The sequence below is a fragment of the Mycobacterium sp. SMC-8 genome (assembly GCF_025263565.1).
Lineage (GTDB): Bacteria > Actinomycetota > Actinomycetes > Mycobacteriales > Mycobacteriaceae > Mycobacterium.
Genome location: NZ_CP079865.1, coordinates 5248852 through 5268009 on the forward strand (window position 1 = coordinate 5248852; position 19158 = coordinate 5268009).

The window sequence follows — 19158 nt, forward strand, 5'->3', positions numbered from 1 at the left end:
CGCCCGTCTGCCACGGCGGAATCGCCCGACTATCCGGCGGTGACGAATCCCTGCGCCACCATCCAGTCGCGCGCCACCACGCTCGGGTCGCGGCCGTCGACGTCGACCTGCCGGTTGAGTTCGGTGATCGCCTCGTTGGTCAGCGCCGCGGTCACGGGTGCGGTCACCTCGGCGATCTCTGGGTGCGCCTCGAAGAACTCCCGCTTCATCGTCACCGACGGGTTGTAGTGGGCGAAGAACTGCTTGTCGTCGGTCAGCACGGTGAGGTTCAACGCTGCGATGCGGCCGTCGGTGGTGAACACCTCGCCGAAGTCGCATTCGGTGCCGTCGGCGGTCGCCTGATAGATGATCCCGACCTGCAGGATCGGCGTTTGTGCCCGGGCCGGGTCGAACCCGTAGGCCGCCGCCATCCCGGGGAAGCCGTCCTGGCGGGCCCGGAACTCGGTGTCCACACAGGTGCGCGCGGCCGCCGGGTCACGCCGGACCAGTGCCGCGTAGTCGGACAGCGTGCGCACCCCGGTCTTCTCGACGGTCTGCGGGCTGGCGGCCAGTGCATAAGTGTCGTCCATCGGCCCGGGTTCCAGCCACACCATGTCGTTGCGCGCCAGGTCCTCGTCGCGCACCGCCTCGTACTGTGCGCGGCTGTCCGGGATCGGCTTCTCGTGGCCGAGGTAGTTGATCCACGCGTTACCGGTGAACTCGTAGGCCACGTCGACCTGACCGGAAAGCTGTGCCCCCTTGTGCTTCGGGATCCGACGATGCCGGTGAGATCGCGGACGTCGGCACCGGCGGCAGAGAGGGTGTACTCCAGGATGTAGCCCATGATGACCTGCTCGGTGTACTCCTTGGAGCCCACCGTGATCGGCACCCCCTCCAGACCGGGGTGGGGCCGTACCGAGCCCGGCGCCACCGGCAGCGGCACCGCGCTGCCCGAGCCGAGTCCGCAGGCCGTCAGCACCGTCGTGAGCACCGCTATGAGCGCGGCGATCCGGCGCGCGGTCACCGCAGCCCCTTGGGATTGAGGAAGAACTCGGCGAGTCCTCCCAGCCAGTCCACCAGCAGCGCCAGGCAGACCGCGAGCACACTGCCCAGGACCAGCGTCACGTTGTCCTGCAGCTTGTATCCGGTGTCGATCAGGATGCCCAGCCCGCCGGCGTTGACGAGGAATGACAGCGTCGCGGTGCCGACGGCCAGCACCAGGGAGGTGCGCAGACCGGCGAGGATGAACGGCACCGCCAACGGCAGCTCCACCCGCAGCAGCAGTGAGCCCCGCGACATCCCCTGGCCGAGCCCGGCGTCGAGCAACGACCGATCCACCTGATCGATGCCGAGGATCGTGCTCGACAGCACCGGCAGCAGCGAGTACAGCGCGATCGGCAGCACGCCGATCCAGAAGCCCGTCTGCGCCGTCCACAGGAACAGCAACACCAGCAGACCGATGGCAGGTGCCGCCTGGCCCACGTTGGCGATCCCGACGAACAGGGGCCGCAACACCTTTGCTCCCTGACGGGTGACCAGTACGCCCAACGGCACTCCGATCACCAGCACGATCGCGGTGACCGCGCCGGTGATCAGCAGGTGCTGCCAGATCAGGGTGGCGACGTTGCCGGGGTTGATGTTCTCCTGCTGGGTGGCGGTGAGTTCGCGGTGGAACGCCCAGAACACCACCGCGGCGCCGACGACGAGCACGAGCACAGGCTGCAGCAGCAACCGGATCCGCTCCGCGGCCGAGGGGGCCGGGGAGCCGGAGGTGTCCGACCTGGTGTCGACGGCGGTGGTCACGGCGGGCCGTCTCCCCCACCCGTGGCCGCATCGGCCTCGGCGCGCAGCCGGGTGATCGTGTCGATCAGCGTGTCGAGGGTGACCACACCGGCGTAGCGGCCCCCGGCGCCCACCACGACCGCGGACGCGTGCTGCTCGGCCAGGATCGCCTCCAGCGCGTCCTCCAGGGTCGAGTGCGTACTGACCACGCCGAGCTGTTCGACCGCGTCGGCCAGCGAGCGCGCGTGCCTGAGCGTGCGCTCGCGCACCCAGCTCACCGGCCGGTCACGGTCGTCGAGCACCACCGCCCAGTCGTGGTCGCTGGCGGCGATCACCGACCGCACGTGTTCGACGCTGTCTCCGCGGTGCACCACCGGACGCGACTCCAGCGCGACCTCCTTGATGCGCAGCAGCCCGAGCTGGCGCAGCGACGCACCGGAACCGACGAAGCCCGCCACGGTGTCGTCGGCCGGGCTGGCCAGGATGTTCTGCGGGGTGTCGTACTGCAGCACTTTGGACTGCTGTCCGAGCACCGCGATGCGGTCACCGAGCTTGACCGCCTCGCCGAAGTCGTGGGTCACGAACACGATGGTCTTGCGGAGTTCGCTCTGCAGCCCGAGAAGTTCGTCCTGCAGGGTGCTGCGGGTGATGGGATCGACGGCCCCGAACGGCTCGTCCATCAGCAGCACGGGCGGGTCGGCGGCCAGCGCCCTGGCCACGCCGACACGTTGCTGCTGGCCTCCGGAGAGCTGTCGCGGATAGCGGTCGGCGTACAGGGCGGGTTCCAGCCCGACCATGTCGAGTAGCTCGTCGACCCTGTTCTCGATACGTGTGCGGTCCCACTTGAGCAGGCCCGGCACCAGTCCCACGTTCTGCCTGATCGTCATGTGCGGGAACAGGCCGGCCTGCTGGATCGCGTAGCCGATCGAGCGGCGCAGCTCGTTCGGTTTGATCGACAGCGCGTCTCTGTCCCCGATCAGGATCCGGCCCGACGTCGGTTCGCTGAGCCGGTTGATCATCCGCATGGTGGTCGTCTTCCCGCAGCCGGACGGGCCGACGAAGACCACGATCTCCCCGGCTGGGATCTCCAACGAGACGTCATGCACGGCAGCGGTTTTGGCGCCCGGGTACGTCTTGGAGACGTGGTCGAGTGCGATGCGCACGCCGGTGGGCTCTGATTGGTCTGTCAACGAATGCCTTTCGACGTAGTGAGGCGTCCGAGCAGGACCAGGAGCCCGTCGAGCACCAGCGCGAGAACCACGATGAGCAGGGTTGCGCTCACCGCCATCGGCAACGCGGTCGGGCTGCCCACCCGGGCCAGGCCGGCGAAGATCAAATTGCCCAGCCCGGGCCCCTTCACGTAGGCGGCGATCGCGAGCACCCCCATCGACATCTGGGTGCTCAGGCGCATCGCCGACAGCACGGCGGGCCACACCAGGCGCAGTTCCACCCGGCCCAGCGTCTGCAGCCGGCTCATTCCGAGGCCACGGGCGGCGTCGGTCAACGCCGGGTCGATCGCGGTCAGGCCGACGATGGTGTTCCGGATGATCGGCAGCAGCGAGTACAGCACCAACGCCGCCACACTGGGGATCACGCCGAGGCCGAACAGCGGGATCAGCAGACCCAGCAAAGCGAAGGACGGGATGGTCAGGATGACGCTCGACGTCGCGGTGGCCAGATCGGCGGCGAGCGTGTTGCGGTAGGTGAGCACCCCGATGGCCACCCCCAGCACCGTCGCGAGCAGCACGCTCTGCACCACCGCGCTGACGTGCTGGTAGGAGTCGAAGATCAACTGCGTGTGGTGCGCACTGATGTACTCCCACAGCGCATTCACGGCGACGGCCTCACAGCGACCCCCCGTACCCGATCTTGACCCTTGCGAGACGGCACCGATTCGACTCCGCCTGACTCAAACGCTGGGCGGCGGCGCCACCGACGGTCAGAGTGCTTCGCAGACGTTAGGGAGGTGTACGGATGTCGTCGTCACTACAGGTGGTCAAGCTCGGAGCCGTCATCGGGGCACGTATCGACGGGATTCGGCTGCGCGACGGCGTGGACGCGGTCACGGCCGCGCGGATCAACGACGCGCTGCTGGAGCACAAGGTGATCTTCTTCCGCGGTCAGCACGAACTGGACGACGACGGCCAGTTGGCGTTCGCCCGCGCGCTGGGCACCCCGACCACAGCGCATCCGACGGTCACCTCGCGCGGCAACAGGGTTCTGCCGATCGACTCGCGCTACGACAAGGCCAACAGCTGGCACACCGACGTGACGTTCGTCGACCGCATCCCGAAGGCCTCGCTGCTGCGGGCGATCACCCTGCCGCGGTACGGCGGCACCACCACCTGGGCCTCTACCGAGGCGGCATACGACCGGTTACCGACACCGTTACGTGCGTTCGTGGAGAACCTGTGGGCGGTGCACACCAACGCCTACGACTACGCCGGTGACGTCGACCCCCGCTCCGAGCGACTCGCCGACACCGAACTCCAGTATCGCGAGGAGTTCGCCTCGGACTACTACGAGGTCGAGCATCCCGTGGTCCGGGTGCATCCGGAGACCGGCCGAAAGGTGCTGCTGCTCGGCCACTTCGTCAAGCGTTTCGTCGGTCTGGGCCAGGCTGAGTCGGCGACCCTGTTCCAGCTGCTACAGAATCGGATCACCAAGTTGGAGCACACAATTCGCTGGAACTGGGAGCCCGGTGACCTCGCCGTCTGGGACAATCGGGCCACCCAGCACTACGCCGTCGCCGATTACGACGACCAGTACCGCCGCCTGAGCAGGGTCACCCTCGCCGGCGACGTCCCCGTCGACGTCCGCGGCGATCTGAGCCGCGTCATCGCCGGGGACGCCTCGACCTATTCGCCGGTCGCCGCGCCCGCGGCCCGTCTGGTGAGCTGAGGTTCACAGCCGGTACATCATCCGCGCCAACAGCGCGTCCTCCAGGTAGCCGGCGCGCTCCGCACGGTGCCGGCGGCGAGCCTTCGACCCGTCCAGCGCCGCGGCCGCCGCGGCCGGCGTCTGTCGCGCGCTCTGCGGGACGTGTGTCGTTGTCAGATAGGTCATTTCGATCACTCCGCGGTTGCGTGTCGGCGGTCCACCGGACCCTGTCTGGCCACCGTAGAAGCACGGGACCACCCGGCCGCAGGTACTCGACTACGCGAATCGACGGGCTCTCGCACCGTCGACTACGGTGGATCCATGGCCAGGGTCCGGGACGACGACGCGTGCCCCGGCGCGTTGCAGACCCATCAGGCCGCCGACGGGGAGTTGGTCCGGGTGCGGCTTCCCGGTGGCGCGCTCACGGCCGCCCAGCTGGAAACCCTGGCCCAGGTCGCCATCGACTTCGGCAGTGCGACCCTCGAACTGACCTCGCGGGCCAACCTGCAGATCCGCGCAATCCAGGACGCCGCCGCGGTTGCCGGGCCACTCGCCGATGCCGGGCTGCTGCCGTCACCCACCCACGAGCGGGTGCGCAACATCCTGGCCTCCCCGCTGTCGGGCCGACGTGGCGGTGTGCGCGACACACGAGCGCTGGTCCGCGCCCTCGACATGGCGATGCAGCACGATCCCGACCTGGCGAATCTGTCGGGCCGGTTCTTGTTCGGCATCGACGACGGACGCGGCGACATCTCCGGCCTGGGCGCCGACGCCGGGGTTCACGTGCTCGACAGGCACACCGCGGCAGTGCTTCTTGCCGGCCGCGACACCGGGGTGCGGATCCCGCTGGACCAGGCGGTGCCCGAACTGCTGCGTCTTGCGCGGCGCTTCACCGAGATACGCGGAACGGCTTGGCGCGTCACCGAACTCGCAGATCCCGCGGAACTGCTCGGCAACCTCACCCCGACCGCCCCGCCGGGTGCGACGTGGCCGGCGACCTCCCGCCCGCCGGTCGGCTGGATCCCGCAGGACGACGGGCGGATCGCGCTCGGCGCCGCGGTGCCGCTCGGGGTCCTCGACGCACAGGTCGCCCGCTACCTCGCCGCCGTCGAGGCGCCGCTGGCGGTGACCCCGTGGCGTTCGGTGCTGGTGTTCGACCTCGACGAGGGCGTCGCGGACGCCGCACTGCGGGTGCTGGCGCCGCTCGGGCTGATCTTCGACGAGAACTCGCCGTGGTTGTCGGTGTCGGCGTGCACGGGCAGCCCGGGCTGCGCGCGCTCGGTCGCCGATGTGCGCACCGACGCCGCAGCGGCCGCGGTCGACGATCCCGACATCGCAGTTCACCGGCACTTCGTCGGCTGTGAGCGGGCCTGCGGCAGCCGCGCCGACGCCCGGGTGCTGATCGCGACCGGAGACGGCTACCGGGCCCGCGAACCCCACCCGTAGGGTGATCGGGTGCTCGACTACATCCGCGACGCCACTGAGATCTACCGTCAGTCGTTCGCGACGATCCGCGCCGAGGCGGACCTGGCCCGGTTCCCCGCCGACGTGGCCCGGGTGGTGGTCCGCCTGATTCACACGTGCGGACAGGTCGATGTCGCCGAGCACGTCGCATTCACCCCGGATGTCACTGCCCGCACCCACGCCGCCCTCGCCGCCGGCGCTCCGATCCTGTGCGACTCGTCCATGGTGGCCGCCGGAATCACCCGCAGCCGCCTGCCCGCCGACAACGAGGTGGTGTCGTTGGTCGCCGATCCGCGTGCGCCTGAACGGGCAGCTCAACTGGGCACCACCCGCTCGGCGGCCGCGGTGGACCTGTGGAGCGACCGGATCCCCGGGGCGGTCGTGGCGATCGGCAACGCCCCCACCGCGTTGTTCCGGCTGCTCGAACTCGTCGACGAGGGCCTGGCGCCGCCGGTCTCGGTGCTGGGCGGACCGGTCGGGTTCGTCGGATCCGCGCAGTCCAAGCAGGAGCTCATCGACAACCCCAGGGGCGTGTCGTATCTGGTGGTGACAGGCAGGCGCGGCGGTAGCGCGATGGCCGCTGCCGCCGTGAACTCGATTGCGGCAGAGGAAGAATGAGCAACCCGCAGGGAACGCTGTACGGAGTCGGACTGGGCCCGGGCGACCCCGAGCTGGTGACCGTCAAGGCGGCCAGGGTGATCGGCGCCGCCGACGTCGTCGCCTATCACAGTGCGCGGCACGGTCGCAGCATCGCCCGTTCGATCGCCGAGCCCTATCTGCGCAACGGGCAGGTCGAGGAGCACCTCGTCTACCCGGTCACCACCGAGACCTCCGACCACCCCGGCGGATATGCCGCAGCGATGGAGGACTTCTACCGCGAATCCGCCGACCGCATCGCCGCCCACCTGGACGCGGGGCGCGACGTCGCTCTGCTGGCCGAGGGCGATCCGCTGTTCTACAGCTCCTACATGCACATGCACACCCGCCTCACCGAGCGGTTCGACGCCGTGATCGTGCCCGGGGTGACCTCGGTCAGCGCCGCGTCGGCCGCGGTGTCGACGCCACTGGTACAGGGCGACCAGGTGCTCACCATCCTGCCGGGCACGCTGCCCGCCGACGAACTCCAACGCCGCCTGGCCGACACCGACGCGGCGGTGATCCTCAAGCTGGGACGGTCCTACCCCGCTGTGCGGCAAGCTCTTTGCGCGTCAGGCCGGATGACCGACGCGTTCTACGTCGAACGCGCCAGCACCGAGAGGCAGCGGATCCTGCCCGCGAGCGACGTCGACGACGCGTCGGTGCCCTACTTCGCGCTGGCCATGCTGCCCGGCCGCGATCCCGAGCCGTCCGGCACCGGCTCGGTGGCGGTGGTCGGGCTCGGGCCCGGTGACATCGGGTGGATGACGCCACAGAGCCGGCGGGAGCTGGCCGCGGCCACGGACCTGATCGGCTATGGCCCCTACCTGGACCGCGTGCCGGTCCGCGGTGGGCAGCGCCTGCATCCCAGCGACAACACCGACGAACCCGCCCGTGCGCGGCTGGCCTGCGAGTTGGCCGAACAGGGACGCACCGTGGCGGTGGTGTCGTCGGGCGATCCGGGGGTGTTCGCGATGGCGACCGCCGTGCTCGAGGAGGCCGAGCAGTGGCCCGGGGTGCAGGTCCGGGTGATCCCGGCGATGACCGCGGCCCAGGCGGTGGCCAGCCGGGTCGGCGCGCCGCTGGGGCACGACTACGCGGTGATCTCGCTGTCCGACCGGCTCAAGCCGTGGGACGTCATCGCCCGCCGACTTTCCGCCGCCGCGGCCGCCGACATGGTGCTCGCGATCTACAACCCGGCCTCCAAGACCCGCACCTGGCAGGTCGCCGCGATGCGGGACCTGCTGCTGGAACACCGTGATCCGGCGACGCCGGTCGTCATCGGCCGCGACGTGTCCGGGCCGAGCGAATCGGTGCGGGTGGTCGCGCTGGGCGATCTGGATCCCGGTGAGGTCGACATGCGTTGCCTGCTCATCGTCGGCTCGTCACAGACGCGCTGGGCCGCCGGGGGCGCCGGGGGCGCCGACCGCGTCTTCACCCCGCGCCGGTACCCGCAATCCTGAGCCAATCTGACATCTGTCGCGCATCGTTGACAGTTGTCAGAACTGCGGGTTAAGGTCGCGCGTGCAGCGAGGCCTCCCGGTGCGTTCGCCGACCGACCGGCGGCAGCCACAGAAGAGCGACCTGCGGCGCAGCGCGATCCTGGAGTCACTGGACCACCACCTGCGCGCATCCGGCTTCGACGACCTCAACATCGCCGACGTCACCCGCCGGGCCGGTGTCACCCGGTCGGCGTTCTACTTCTACTTCGAGAACAAGGCCGCCGCGGTGGCCGCGCTGCTGGAGCCGATGTACGAGGACGGTTTCCTGGCCAGCGACCTGCTCAGCGACACCTCCCAGCCGCCCCGCGCCCGCATCCGGGGAATGCTGGAGGCGCTGCTGGGCACCGTCGACGAACACCGCTATCTGCTGGCGGCCATGCTGGAAGCCCGCGCATCCAGCTCCGCGGTCCGCGGTGTGTGGGACGACGCGCGGGAATCCTTCGTGGGCCCGGTCGCGTCGATGATCGCCGGTGAACGCGAGAGCGGACGGGCCCCGGCCGGCGCTCCTGCCGAGGTGCTCGCGAGCCTGCTGCTGGAGTTCAACGACCGGCTGATGGAGCGCTACACCGTCGGCGGCCGGCTCACCCGCGCCGAACTGCTGTCCGGCGCCGAGACCATCTGGTTGCGCACGATCTACGCCGGTGACGGCGACTGACGAAAGGCGGTCCGAGTGACGATTCCGCGTAGTCCTGAGGACATCACGCCCGCGTGGCTGACCGCGGTCCTGGGCACCGACGTCGACACGGCCGATGTGGTCGCCATCGGCACGGGGCAGACCGGCGCCACCTACCGGGTCACCGCCGCTTACTCCACTGCCTCCCGATCACCTTCTCTACCCACCACTTTCGCGGTTAAACTGCCCGCACAGGACGACGAAGTCCGAGAACGAGTCGCCCTGGGCTACGTGTCCGAGGTGGACTTCTACACCGCCATCGCCCGCGACGTCACCATCCCGGCGCCCGGCTGCTTTCACAGCGAGATTTCCGCTGACGGCAAGGATTTCGTGCTCGTATTGGCCGACATGGCGCCCGCCGAACAGGGCGATCAGATCGCCGGGTGCACCCCCGGCGAAGCGGAACTGGCCGTCGAGGCGCTGGCCGGGCTGCACGGGCCGACCTGGAACGACCGGCGATACTTCGACCTGCCGTCGATCGTGATGCCCAAGCCCGGCGACGAAGCGGCCGCCACCGGCATGGGCGAGGTGGCCAAGGTGGCGGCTGACATCACGCTGGACAAGCTGGGGGCGTCCATCAGCGACCAAGACCGCGACACACTGCTCACCTCGATGGGCCTTATCACCCCGTGGCTGCTCGCGGTGCCGGACCGGTTCTCGCTGATGCACGGCGATTACCGGCTCGACAACCTGCTCTACGACCCGGACCGCACCCGCGTCACCGTCGTCGACTGGCAGACTCTCGGGCTCGGGTTACCCAGCCGGGATCTGGCGTATTTCACCGCCACCAGTCTGCTACCGGAGACCCGGGCCGAGGTCGAGCGTGGTCTGGTCGAGCGGTACCACGCGGCACTGCTGGGCCACGGTGTCACCGGCTACGACCTCCAGACCTGCTGGCACGACTACCGACTCGGGGTGCTGCAGGCGCCGCTGATCACCGCGCTGGGCACCGCGTTCGCGTCGTCGACCGACCGCGGCGACGAGATGATGCTGACCATGCTGCGCCGCGGCTGCCGCGCCATCCGCGAACTCGAGTCGATCGCACTGGTCAGGTCGTATCAGGCTTCGTCACCGACCACTGTGTGACCGGCATCGCCGGCCGCCATCCGGTGAACGCGCCGACCGCGTCGCCCTGGTAGTGCTGGAACCGGCGCAGCCGCCCGCCAACACGTGAATACCATTGCGCCAGTGTAAATTCCGATTCCACCGTGACCGCGTTGGCGACCAGTCGGCCACCGGCGGGCAGTTTCTCCCAGCAGGCCTCGATCAGGCCGGGCTGACTGACGCCGCCGCCGACGAAGACCGCCGCGGGCGGCGCCGCATCGGCGAAGGACTCCGGTGCGCCGCGTGCGGTCTCGACCGGCACACCGTAGGCGACCGCGTTCTCGCCGACTCTGGCGCGGCGGGCGTCGTCGCGTTCGAACGCGATCGCGCGGCAACCGGGTCCGCTGCGGCACCACTCGATCGAGACACTGCCCGACCCCGCACCCACGTCCCAGAGCAACTCCCCCGGCCGCGGCGCGAGCGCGGCCAGTGTCGCGGCACGGATCATCTGCTTGGTGATCTGCCCGTCATGGGCGAACGCGTCGTCTGGCAGCGCGCCGAACCGGCGCTCGTCGGGCAGATACCGCACCGCCATCACGTTGAGGTCGTCGACGTCCGCCGGTGGCCGGGCCGCCCACTCCCGCGCTGTCGAGGTGCGCCGCAACTCTTTTGGGCCGCCCAACTGTTCGAGGACAGTCAGCTCCGAGTCACCCCGTCCGGTGGCGGTGAGCAGCCGTGCCAGTTCCGCCGGCGTGGAACCGTCCCGCGACAACACCACGGCCTGCCCGCCACGGCGCACCGCGGTGTGCGGTTCGCGCCACACCACGCTGATGATCTCGGTGTCCTGCACCGACCAGCCGACCCGCGAGCAGGCCAGCGTCACCGACGACACGTGCGGCAGCACCGCCACCCTGTCCGGACCGAACCTGCGGATCAGTGTGCTGCCGATGCCGTGCAGCAGCGGGTCTCCGCTGGCCACCACATGCACGTCGACATCGTCACCGTCGAGCAGTGTGTCCAGCGCCGGCAGCAGCGGGCTCGGCCACGTCCGCCGCGCCGCGGTCACCGTCGCGTCCAGCAGATCAAGCTGCCTACGGGAACCGTAAACAACGGTGGCCCTAGCAAGTTCAGCGCGCGAAGGCGGCGGCAGCCCGGCCATTCCGTCGGCGCCGATGCCCACCACGACGATCACCGCGGCAGCCTACGCCACACCGGCCGCGGCAGCAGCCGGAACACCAGCGCCAACAACGCCAGCGGGCCGGGAACCCACACCGTGTCGCGCCGCTTGCGCAGCGCCCGCGCCGTCGCGTCGGCCACCTGCGCCGGCGTGCTCGACAGCGGTGCCGGGGTCATTCCCTGCGTCATCCTGCCGATCACAAAGCCGGGCCGCACGAGCAGCAACCGCACACCGGTGCCGTGCAGCGCATCGGTCAGACCGCTGCAGAAGCCGTCCAGGCCCGCCTTGGCCGACCCGTAGACGTAGTTCGCGCGACGCACCCGCACGCCGGCCACCGACGAGAACACCACCAGCGTCCCCGCCCCGGCCCGGCGCATCCTGGCGGCCAGTTCGGTCAGCAGGCTGACCTGGGCCACGTAGTCGGTGTGCGCGATCGCGGCCGCGTGCCCGGGATCCTCCTCGGCGCGGGCCTGGTCGCCGAGGATCCCGAACGCCAGCACCGCGGTGCCGATTTGGCCGTGCTCGGCCTCGATCGCATCGACCAGCCCGCGGTGCGCGGCGAGATCGTCGGCGTCGAACGCGACCGTGTGCACCGACGCGGCCCCGGCCCGCTGCACCGCGGTGATCTGCTCGCGCAGCGCGTCGGGTCTGCGGGCGGCCAACACCACCGCCGCCCCCGGCGCCAGCCGGCACGCCAGTTCCACGCCGATCTCGCTGCGACCGCCGAAAATCACCACCGGTCCCGCGTTCGTGTCCTCCACGGCGCTGATTATCGCCTGCGCTAGCGTGGGGCCGATGGCCAAGGCGACGACCCGACTGACCGACGACGCGCTCGCGTTCCTGTCCGAGCGCCACCTCGCGATGCTGACCACGCTGCGGGCCGACGGGTCCCCGCATGTGGTGGCCGTCGGTTTTACGTTCGACCCCGCCACCCACATCGCCCGGGTGATCACCTCGGGCGGCTCCCAGAAGGCCGTCAACGCCGAGCATCGCGGGGTCGCGGTCCTCAGCCAGGTCGACGGCGCCCGCTGGTTGTCGCTGGAGGGCAAATCGGCGGTGCACACCGACGCCGACGCGGTACGCGACGCCGAACTACGGTACGCCCAGCGCTACCGCACGCCCCGGCCGAACCCGAAGCGCGTCGTGATCGAGGTGCGCATCGCGCGGGTGCTCGGGTCGTCGGCGCTGCTCGACCGCGGCGAGGCCTGACCGGTCAGGGCACCGGGACCACGACGAGGTCGTGCGGCCGGTTGTTCACCGACTCCGCTCCGTCGGCGGTGACGACCACGATGTCCTCGATGCGCGCACCCCACTGGCCCGGGAAGTAGATTCCCGGCTCGACCGAGAACGCCATCCCCTCCTGCAGCGGCAGCGTGTTTCCCGCCACGATGTAGGGCTCCTCGTGCACCGACAACCCGATACCGTGCCCGGTGCGGTGCACGAACGCCTCCGCCAGTCCCGCGGCGGCCAGCACGTCACGGGCCGCGGCGTCGACCTGTTCGGCCGTCACGCCCGGCCGGACGGACTCGACCGCGGCGCGCTGGGCCCGCTGCAGCACGGCATACCGGCGTGCCACCTGCGGGTCGGGTTCACCGATGCTGTAGGTCCGGGTGGAATCGGAGTTGTAGCCCGGGTCGAAGGGGCCGCCGATGTCCACGACGACGATGTCGCCGACGCGCAGTTCCCGGTCCGAACACTCGTGGTGCGGATCGGCCCCGTGCGGACCGGAGCCCACGATGATGAACGCCACTTCTGAATGTCCTTCGGCCACAATGGCTTCGGCGATGTCCGCCGCGACGTCGGCTTCCGTCCGGCCCGGGACCAGGAACTCGGGGACCCGCGCGTGCACGCGGTCGATCGCGGCACCGGCCTTGCGCAGTGCGTCGATTTCGGCCGGATCCTTGACCATCCGCAGCCTGCGCAGCACGTCGGTGGCCAGCACCGGCACCGCGGCGAGCACGTCGGCCAGCGGCAGCAGATGCAGCGCCGGCATCGAATCGGTGACCGCGACATGGTGTGGAACCTGACCGGGCAACGCGTCGGCGACGAGGCGGTACGGATCGTCACCGTCAACCCAATCCCGTACTGCCACACCGAGTTCAGGCACGGCCGAGTCCTTCAGCGCGGCGAGCTCCAGCCGCGGCACCACGATCGTCGGCTCACCGTTTGCCGGCAGCACCAGCGCGGTCAGCCGTTCGAAGGTCTGGGCCCGGGAGCCGACAAGGTAGCGCAGGTCGTATCCCGGTGTGATCACCAGGCCGGCCAGCCCGGCGTCGGCCGCGGCAGCCACCGCCGCGCGCAGTCGCTGTGCGTACACGTCGGTGTCGAATCGAGCGCCTGTCATGTCTTTCAGGCTAGTGCGCGCGGCGATCTCCCCGCGAGCAGACACAAACTCGCACGAATCGCCGCGAAAGTATGCGAGTTTGTGTCTGCTCGCGGGGAAAGGTGACCTGGCAGGATGGCCGGCATGGCCCGCACGTCCAATGAAGCCCCGCTGGTCCTGCTCGACGGTGCGAGTATGTGGTTCCGCTCGTTCTTCGGTGTCCCGTCGTCGATCACCGCGCCGGACGGTCGGCCGGTCAATGCGCTGCGCGGGTTCTTCGACGCGGTCGCCACAGTGATCGCCCGCGAACGGCCGCGCCGGCTGGTGGTCTGCCGGGACGACGACTGGCGGCCGCAGTGGCGCGTCGACCTGATCCCGTCGTACAAGGCGCACCGGGTAGCTGTCCCTGCCGAGGAAGCGAACCCGGCCACCGACGTCGACATCGAGCAGGTGCCCGACGAGTTGACCCCGCAGGTCGACATGATCATGGAGATGCTCGACGCGTTCGGCATCCCGACGGCCGGGGCCGAGCAGTGCGAGGCCGACGACGTGCTGGGCACGCTCGCCGAACGCGAGCGCCGCGACCCCGTGGTGGTGGTCAGCGGCGACCGCGACCTGCTGCAGCTGGTACGCGACGAGCCGGTCCCGGTCCGGGTGCTTTATCTGGGCCGCGGGCTGTCCAAGGCGGTCAAGTACGGCCCACGCGAGGTAGCCGAGACCTACAACGTGCCCGTCGACCGGGCCGGGCCGGCCTACGCAGAGCTGGCGCTGCTGCGGGGCGACCCATCCGACGGGCTGCCGGGCGTCCCGGGTATCGGGGAGAAGACAGCGGCCGCGCTGCTGGCTCAGCACGGGTCGCTGGAGCGGATCGTTGCCGCCGCACACGACCCGAAGTCGCGGCTGCCCAAGGCGCACCGGAACAAGCTGCTGGCCGCGGCCGACTACATCCAAAGGGCCGGACCGGTGGTGCGGGTGGCCACCGACGCCGACATCTCGTTCTCCACCGATGGTGATGAACTGCCACTGGCGGCCCGCCATCCCGGCAAAGTCGCCGAACTCGCCGACCGCTACGGCGTGTCGTCGTCGATCGGACGACTCCAGTCCGCCTTAGACAAGCTCTGACAAGCTCTACGGTTACTTCGGGCGGCCGACCTCGTAGGTGCCGTCGTCGTCCTGGAAGGTGACGGTGACCTGGCGCTTGGTGCCGTCGATGCTGACCTCGCAGTTGAACGAGTCGCCCTTCTTGACCGTCGGGCTCACACCGTTGTTGCACTTCACGTCGTTGACGTTTCTCGCGCCGTAGCCGTTGGTCTCGTCGGTGAGGATCTGCTCCACACCGGCTTGGGCCGCATTGATGTCGAGCTTGGTGGTGACGAAGAAGCCCGGCTTCCAGAAGCCCAGCACCAGCACGGCGGCGATGACGACCGCGGCCAGCACACCGACCACTCCGCCGATCACAGCCAGCGAACGCTTCGAGCCTTCCTCCTGGCCTGGCGCCGGATACCCGGGCGCACCGGGGTACTGGCCGTAGGGGCCCGGTTGACCGTAGGCGTTGGGCTGCCCGTACTGCTGGCCGTATCCGCCCGGCTGGCTGTACTGTCCGGGCGGCGGGTAGCCGGCCGGGTTGTACTCGGCGGGCTGCTGGCCGTACTGGTCGGCCGGGTACTGCGCCGGCGTATACGTCGGCGGCTGCGTTGGTTGCTGGTACTGCGGGTACTGCTGCGGCGTGTACGCCGGCGGCTGCCACCCCTGCTGCTCGGGCTGCTGGCCGGCGCCCGGAGTCGGGGGCTGCCAGCCCTGGTTGGCCGCCGATTCGCCCGCCGGCTGATCCGTGCCCTGTTCAGGCTGCTGACCCGGCCACGGCTGCGTCGGGTCGGATCCCTGCGGTCCGCTCATTTCTCTCCTTGGTCATCCGGGGCTGGTGTGCCGGGGGCCCTGCTGGCACCACACACTACCCGGCATCAACAGCTACGACGCCGCGCCGAACGTCGTTGATGGCGCGTTTTGCGGTTGCCCGCAAAGCCGCCGACGGCGCCGCGCCGCGGACCTGGTCGGCCAGATCCAGCACCTGCCGGCACCAGCGGACGAAATCGCCCGCCGACATCGACGCGCCGGTGCCCGCGGTGTCCGACGCGGCCAGTGCCGAGGCCAGATCGCCGGTGCTCGCCCAGCGGTGTATCGCCGCGACGAAACCGTGGTCGGGTTCGCGGCTCGGCGCGAGCCGGTGCCGCTGCTCGTCGGCCCTCAACTCCGACCACAACCGACGGGTCTGGTTCAGCGCGCGGCGCAGCTTTGCAGTCGGAATGTCGGAGCCGTCGCCAGTTCCGGGGCCGTCCCGGCGGGATTCGTAGAGCACCACCGACAACGCGGCGGCCAGCTCGGGCGCGTCCAGACCTTCCCACACTCCGGCGCGCAGACATTCCGCGACCAGCAGGTCGCTCTCGCTGTAGATCCGGGCCAGGAGTCTGCCGGCGTCGGTGACGACCGGAGCCGTGCCCTCGCCGTCTTCGGCCGCGGCGATGAATCCCCGTTCGGTGAGCAGCACCACGATTCGGTCGAACGTGACGGCCAGCGAATTCGTCGCCGAGGCGATCTTCTTGCGCAGCGCCTCGTTGTCCCGCTCGATCCGCAGATAGCGCTCGGCCAACCGGGCCTTCTCTTCCCGGTCCGCCAAGCCGTGCGCCCGGTGCGCCCGGACCCGGTCCCGCAGCGCTATCAGCTCCGGATCCACGTCGCCGTCCTGCGGGGACCCACTCCTGCGGACGCGCACCGACGGGACGTCCAGACCGGCCGCCGCCGACCGCAGCGCCGAGGCCAGGTCGCGGCGGGCCCGCGGATTGCGGTGCTCGACGCGCTTGGGCAGCGACATCTTGCCGATCGGGCCGGCGGCGCCGTTGTAGTCGGCCGACGAGATGCGGCCCGCCCAGCGATGCTCGGAGAGCACCAGCGGGCGTGGATCCTCGTCGTCGCGTGCGGGTTCGAGCACCACGGCCAGCCCACCGCGGCGCCCCTGGATGATCATGATGATGTCGCCGCGACGCAATGTGGCCAGTGCGTCGTTGGTGGCCTGCCGGCGCTGCAGCCGCGACGCCCGCGACTGGGCGCGTTCCCGTTCGGTGATCTGCGCCCGCAACCGGACGTAGTCGAGGATCGCGGCGTTCGGACCGCCCATCTCGGCGGCGAGCTCACCGAGCATGCGTTCACCCCGCTCGACGCCGCGGACGAGTCCGACGACGGATCGGTCGGCCTGATACTGCGCGAAGGACCGTTCCAGCAGCTGATGGGCTTGGGCCGGTCCCATCTGATGCACCAGGTTGATCGTCATGTTGTAGGTCGGCGCGAACGAGCTGCGCAGCGGGAACGTCCGGGTCGACGCCAGTCCGGCGACCTCGGCGGGGTCGACGTCCGGATTCCACAGCACCACCGCGTGGCCCTCCACGTCGATACCGCGCCGGCCCGCGCGTCCGGTCAGCTGCGTGTACTCGCCCGGGGTCAGCGGCACGTGCTGCTCACCGTTGTACTTGACCAGCTTCTCCAGCACCACCGTGCGGGCGGGCATGTTGATGCCCAATGCCAGTGTCTCCGTGGCGAACACGGCCTTGACCAGGCCGGCGGTGAACAGTTCCTCGACGGTGTGCCGGAATGTCGGCAGCATCCCGGCGTGGTGGGCGGCGATCCCGCGTAGAAGGCCCTCACGCCACTCGTGGAAGTCGAGCACGATCAGGTCGGAGTCGTTGAGGTCGGCAGTGCGCCGGTCGACGATCTCGGCGATGCGCGCCCGCTCCTCGTTGGTGGTCAGGCGCAGCGACGACCGCAGGCACTGTTTGACCGCGGCGTCGCAGCCGGCGCGGGAGAAGATGAACGTGATCGCCGGCAACAGTTCGGCGTGCTGGAGAACGCCGATCACATCCACCCTGCTCGGCGTGCGGTACAGGCTCGGCGGGCGGCCGCCGCGGCCGCGGCCCCGCGGCTGCCAGTCGGCGAGGCGTTCGGCTTCCCGGCGATGCGCGATGTGGCGCAGCAGTTCCGGGTCGACCAGCAGATCGCGCCCGGCGGCGGAGGAGGCGCGGTAGTCGAACAGATCCATCAGCCGCTTGCCGACCATCACGTGCTGCCACAGCGGTACCGGACGGTGTTCGTCGACGACCACGGTGGTGTCACCGCGGACTTCGGTGATCCATCCGCCGAACTCCTCGGCATTGCTCACCGTGGCCGACAGGCTGACCAGCCGGACGTCCTCGGGCAGGTGCAGGATCACCTCTTCCCACACCGCACCGCGCATCCGATCGGCCAGGAAGTGCACCTCGTCCATCACCACATATGAGAGTCCTTGCAGCGCAGGCGAATCTGCGTACAGCATGTTCCGCAGCACCTCGGTGGTCATCACGACGACGTCGGCGTCACCGTTGATGGACTGGTCTCCGGTCAGCAGGCCGATCCGTTCGGGACCGTAACGGCGCACCAGATCGCTGTGCTTCTGGTTGCTCAGCGCCTTGATCGGGGTGGTGTAGAAGCACTTCCGGCCCGCGGCCAGGGCCAGGTGCACCGCGAACTCGCCGACGACGGTCTTGCCCGCGCCGGTGGGTGCGCAGACCAGCACTCCGTGGCCCTGGGCCAACGCCGCGCAGGCGCGGCGCTGGAACGGGTCCAGCTCGAAGGGCAGCAGCGCGGCGAACGCGGCCACGCTGTCCGGCGGCGGGGGTGACTCAGGTTGCGTCGTCATCGACCACGAGGCGGGACGGGGCAGGCACCGCCGTCGGCGCCTCGACCGGCTCGACCGGGCCGATGGGTGCGGCCTCGTCGTCGTCGATCGCTGCCGCGGCCGCGCGGCGCGCCTTGCGGCGATCACTGATCCGTGCGACCTGGATCGCCATCTCCATCAGCAGCGTCATCGCCACCGCGAGCGCCAGCATCGAGAAGGGATCCGAGCCCGGCGTGACGAACGCGCAGAACACGAACACGCCCATGATGAGGCCGCGGCGCCATGCCTTGAGCCGCTCATAGGTCAGGATGCCGACGAGGTTGAGCATGATGATCAGCAGCGGGAACTCGAAGCTGATCCCGAACACCAGCAGCAGGTTGATCAGGAAGCCGAAGTACTGGTCACCTGAGAGGGCGGTCACCTGCACGTCGCTGCCGACGGTCAACAGGAACGCCAAGGCCTTGGACAGCACCACGTAGGCCAGGATCGCGCCGGCGATGAACAGCGCCGCGCCCAGAGTCACGAAGGCCACCGCGAAGCGGCGTTCCTTGGCGTAAAGCCCGGGGGTGATGAAGGCCCACAACTGGTAGAGCCAGACCGGGCACGCCAGCACGATCCCGGCGGTCATGCCGACCTTCAGGCGCAGCATGAACTGGTCGAACGGCGCGGTTGCCAGCAGCCGGCACTCCCCGTCGGGAGTGATCGACGCGCGCGCCGAATCCGGCAGGGCACAGTACGGTCCACGCAGCCAGTCACCGAGGCTGGGCAGTCCGAACACGCCGTGGCTGTACCAGAGGAATCCGAGGACGGTGGTCGCCAGCACGGCGAGCACTGCGATCAGCAACCGGGTGCGCAGCTCGACGAGGTGGTCGACCAGCGACATCGTGCCGTCCGGGTTCACCCGGGAACGCCGCTGCCGCGGATCGAGCTTTTTGAAGAGTACGGAAATCTGCACGGGTGGTCGCCTAGATGCTGCGCGCAGGCGCGAAGTCACAC

18 protein-coding genes and 1 pseudogene are annotated in these 19158 nt (G+C 69.9%); 8 read left to right on the forward strand and 11 right to left on the reverse strand.

The genetic code is table 11. The features are described 5' to 3' along the window. Positions 1-29 precede the first annotated feature (29 nt). From KXD97_RS25315 to KXD97_RS25330, 4 genes and pseudogenes are all read right to left on the reverse strand, one after another. A pseudogene (locus KXD97_RS25315) lies at positions 30-1003 on the reverse strand (glycine betaine ABC transporter substrate-binding protein). After that, positions 1000-1782, reverse strand: a complete 783-nt coding sequence (locus KXD97_RS25320) for an ABC transporter permease (RefSeq protein ID WP_260753303.1) — start codon at positions 1780-1782, stop codon at positions 1000-1002. The pseudogene KXD97_RS25315 and the gene KXD97_RS25320 overlap by 4 nt, the downstream one beginning before the upstream one ends. Next, positions 1779-2951: an ABC transporter ATP-binding protein gene (locus tag KXD97_RS25325; RefSeq protein WP_260753306.1), complete on the reverse strand. Its 1173-nt coding sequence runs from the start codon at positions 2949-2951 to the stop codon at positions 1779-1781. Before KXD97_RS25325 ends, KXD97_RS25320 begins: the two co-directional genes overlap by 4 nt. Continuing rightward, positions 2948-3595 (reverse strand): ABC transporter permease, encoded by a 648-nt coding sequence (locus KXD97_RS25330; protein ID WP_260753309.1) that lies wholly within the window; start codon positions 3593-3595, stop codon positions 2948-2950. Before KXD97_RS25330 ends, KXD97_RS25325 begins: the two co-directional genes overlap by 4 nt. Positions 3596-3735: 140 nt before the next feature. Here KXD97_RS25330 and KXD97_RS25335 point away from each other — a divergent pair, with 140 nt between their 5' ends. Beyond that, positions 3736-4662: a TauD/TfdA family dioxygenase gene (locus tag KXD97_RS25335; protein WP_260753312.1), complete on the forward strand. Its 927-nt coding sequence runs from the start codon at positions 3736-3738 to the stop codon at positions 4660-4662. 3 nt (positions 4663-4665) lie between these two features. On the opposite strand, the gene KXD97_RS25340 is transcribed toward KXD97_RS25335, so the two are convergent. Next, positions 4666-4827 (reverse strand): hypothetical protein, encoded by a 162-nt coding sequence (locus KXD97_RS25340; protein WP_260753314.1) that lies wholly within the window; start codon positions 4825-4827, stop codon positions 4666-4668. A gap of 135 nt (positions 4828-4962) precedes the next feature. On the opposite strand from KXD97_RS25340, the gene cobG reads away from it, so the two are divergent. From cobG to KXD97_RS25365, 5 genes are all read left to right on the forward strand, one after another. Continuing rightward, positions 4963-6087, forward strand: coding sequence for a precorrin-3B synthase (cobG, locus tag KXD97_RS25345; protein ID WP_260753322.1), 1125 nt, complete (start codon positions 4963-4965; stop codon positions 6085-6087). A gap of 9 nt (positions 6088-6096) precedes the next feature. Beyond that, positions 6097-6723: a precorrin-8X methylmutase gene (locus tag KXD97_RS25350; protein ID WP_260753323.1), complete on the forward strand. Its 627-nt coding sequence runs from the start codon at positions 6097-6099 to the stop codon at positions 6721-6723. Then, positions 6720-8204: a precorrin-2 C(20)-methyltransferase gene (locus KXD97_RS25355; RefSeq protein ID WP_260753324.1), complete on the forward strand. Its 1485-nt coding sequence runs from the start codon at positions 6720-6722 to the stop codon at positions 8202-8204. The genes KXD97_RS25350 and KXD97_RS25355 overlap by 4 nt, the downstream gene beginning before the upstream one ends. A 79-nt stretch (positions 8205-8283) precedes the next feature. Then, positions 8284-8898 carry a TetR/AcrR family transcriptional regulator gene (locus KXD97_RS25360; RefSeq protein ID WP_260758146.1) on the forward strand — a complete coding sequence of 205 codons (615 nt, stop codon included), beginning with the start codon at positions 8284-8286 and terminating at the stop codon, positions 8896-8898. Between the two features lie 15 nt (positions 8899-8913). After that, the gene (locus KXD97_RS25365; protein WP_260753326.1) at positions 8914-10002 is read left to right on the forward strand and encodes a phosphotransferase family protein; all 1089 of its coding nucleotides are present in this window, start codon (positions 8914-8916) and stop codon (positions 10000-10002) included. Here the strand turns inward: KXD97_RS25365 and cbiE are convergent. After that, positions 9965-11152, reverse strand: a complete 1188-nt coding sequence (gene cbiE, locus KXD97_RS25370) for a precorrin-6y C5,15-methyltransferase (decarboxylating) subunit CbiE (protein ID WP_260753329.1) — start codon at positions 11150-11152, stop codon at positions 9965-9967. The genes KXD97_RS25365 and cbiE overlap by 38 nt on opposite strands. Continuing rightward, a complete protein-coding gene (locus KXD97_RS25375; protein ID WP_260753335.1) occupies positions 11149-11898 on the reverse strand; it encodes an SDR family NAD(P)-dependent oxidoreductase in 750 nt (249 codons plus the stop codon). The genes cbiE and KXD97_RS25375 overlap by 4 nt, the downstream gene beginning before the upstream one ends. A 34-nt stretch (positions 11899-11932) precedes the next feature. Between KXD97_RS25375 and KXD97_RS25380 the strand changes: the two genes are divergently transcribed. Further along, positions 11933-12346 carry a F420-dependent biliverdin reductase gene (locus KXD97_RS25380; protein ID WP_260753336.1) on the forward strand — a complete coding sequence of 138 codons (414 nt, stop codon included), beginning with the start codon at positions 11933-11935 and terminating at the stop codon, positions 12344-12346. A 4-nt stretch (positions 12347-12350) separates the two neighbouring features. Here the strand turns inward: KXD97_RS25380 and KXD97_RS25385 are convergent, their stop codons facing one another. Continuing rightward, a complete protein-coding gene (locus KXD97_RS25385) occupies positions 12351-13481 on the reverse strand; it encodes a Xaa-Pro peptidase family protein (RefSeq protein WP_260753338.1) in 1131 nt (376 codons plus the stop codon). A 114-nt stretch (positions 13482-13595) separates the two neighbouring features. Between KXD97_RS25385 and KXD97_RS25390 the strand changes: the two genes are divergently transcribed. Beyond that, the gene (locus tag KXD97_RS25390; protein ID WP_260753339.1) at positions 13596-14582 is read left to right on the forward strand and encodes a 5'-3' exonuclease; all 987 of its coding nucleotides are present in this window, start codon (positions 13596-13598) and stop codon (positions 14580-14582) included. Positions 14583-14594: 12 nt separating this feature from the next. Here KXD97_RS25390 and KXD97_RS25395 read toward each other — a convergent pair whose 3' ends face one another. Genes KXD97_RS25395 through tatC form a run of 3 tightly spaced genes read right to left on the reverse strand, consistent with a single transcriptional unit; the run spans position 14595 to position 19117 of the window. Next, positions 14595-15356 (reverse strand): DUF4333 domain-containing protein, encoded by a 762-nt coding sequence (locus tag KXD97_RS25395; RefSeq protein ID WP_260753340.1) that lies wholly within the window; start codon positions 15354-15356, stop codon positions 14595-14597. A gap of 55 nt (positions 15357-15411) precedes the next feature. Further along, complete coding sequence (locus KXD97_RS25400; protein WP_260753342.1) at positions 15412-18183, reverse strand: RNA helicase; 2772 nt, start codon at positions 18181-18183, stop codon at positions 15412-15414. Continuing rightward, positions 18167-19117 (reverse strand): twin-arginine translocase subunit TatC, encoded by a 951-nt coding sequence (tatC, locus tag KXD97_RS25405; RefSeq protein WP_260753349.1) that lies wholly within the window; start codon positions 19115-19117, stop codon positions 18167-18169. The genes KXD97_RS25400 and tatC overlap by 17 nt, the downstream gene beginning before the upstream one ends. Between the last annotated feature and the right edge of the window lie 41 nt (positions 19118-19158).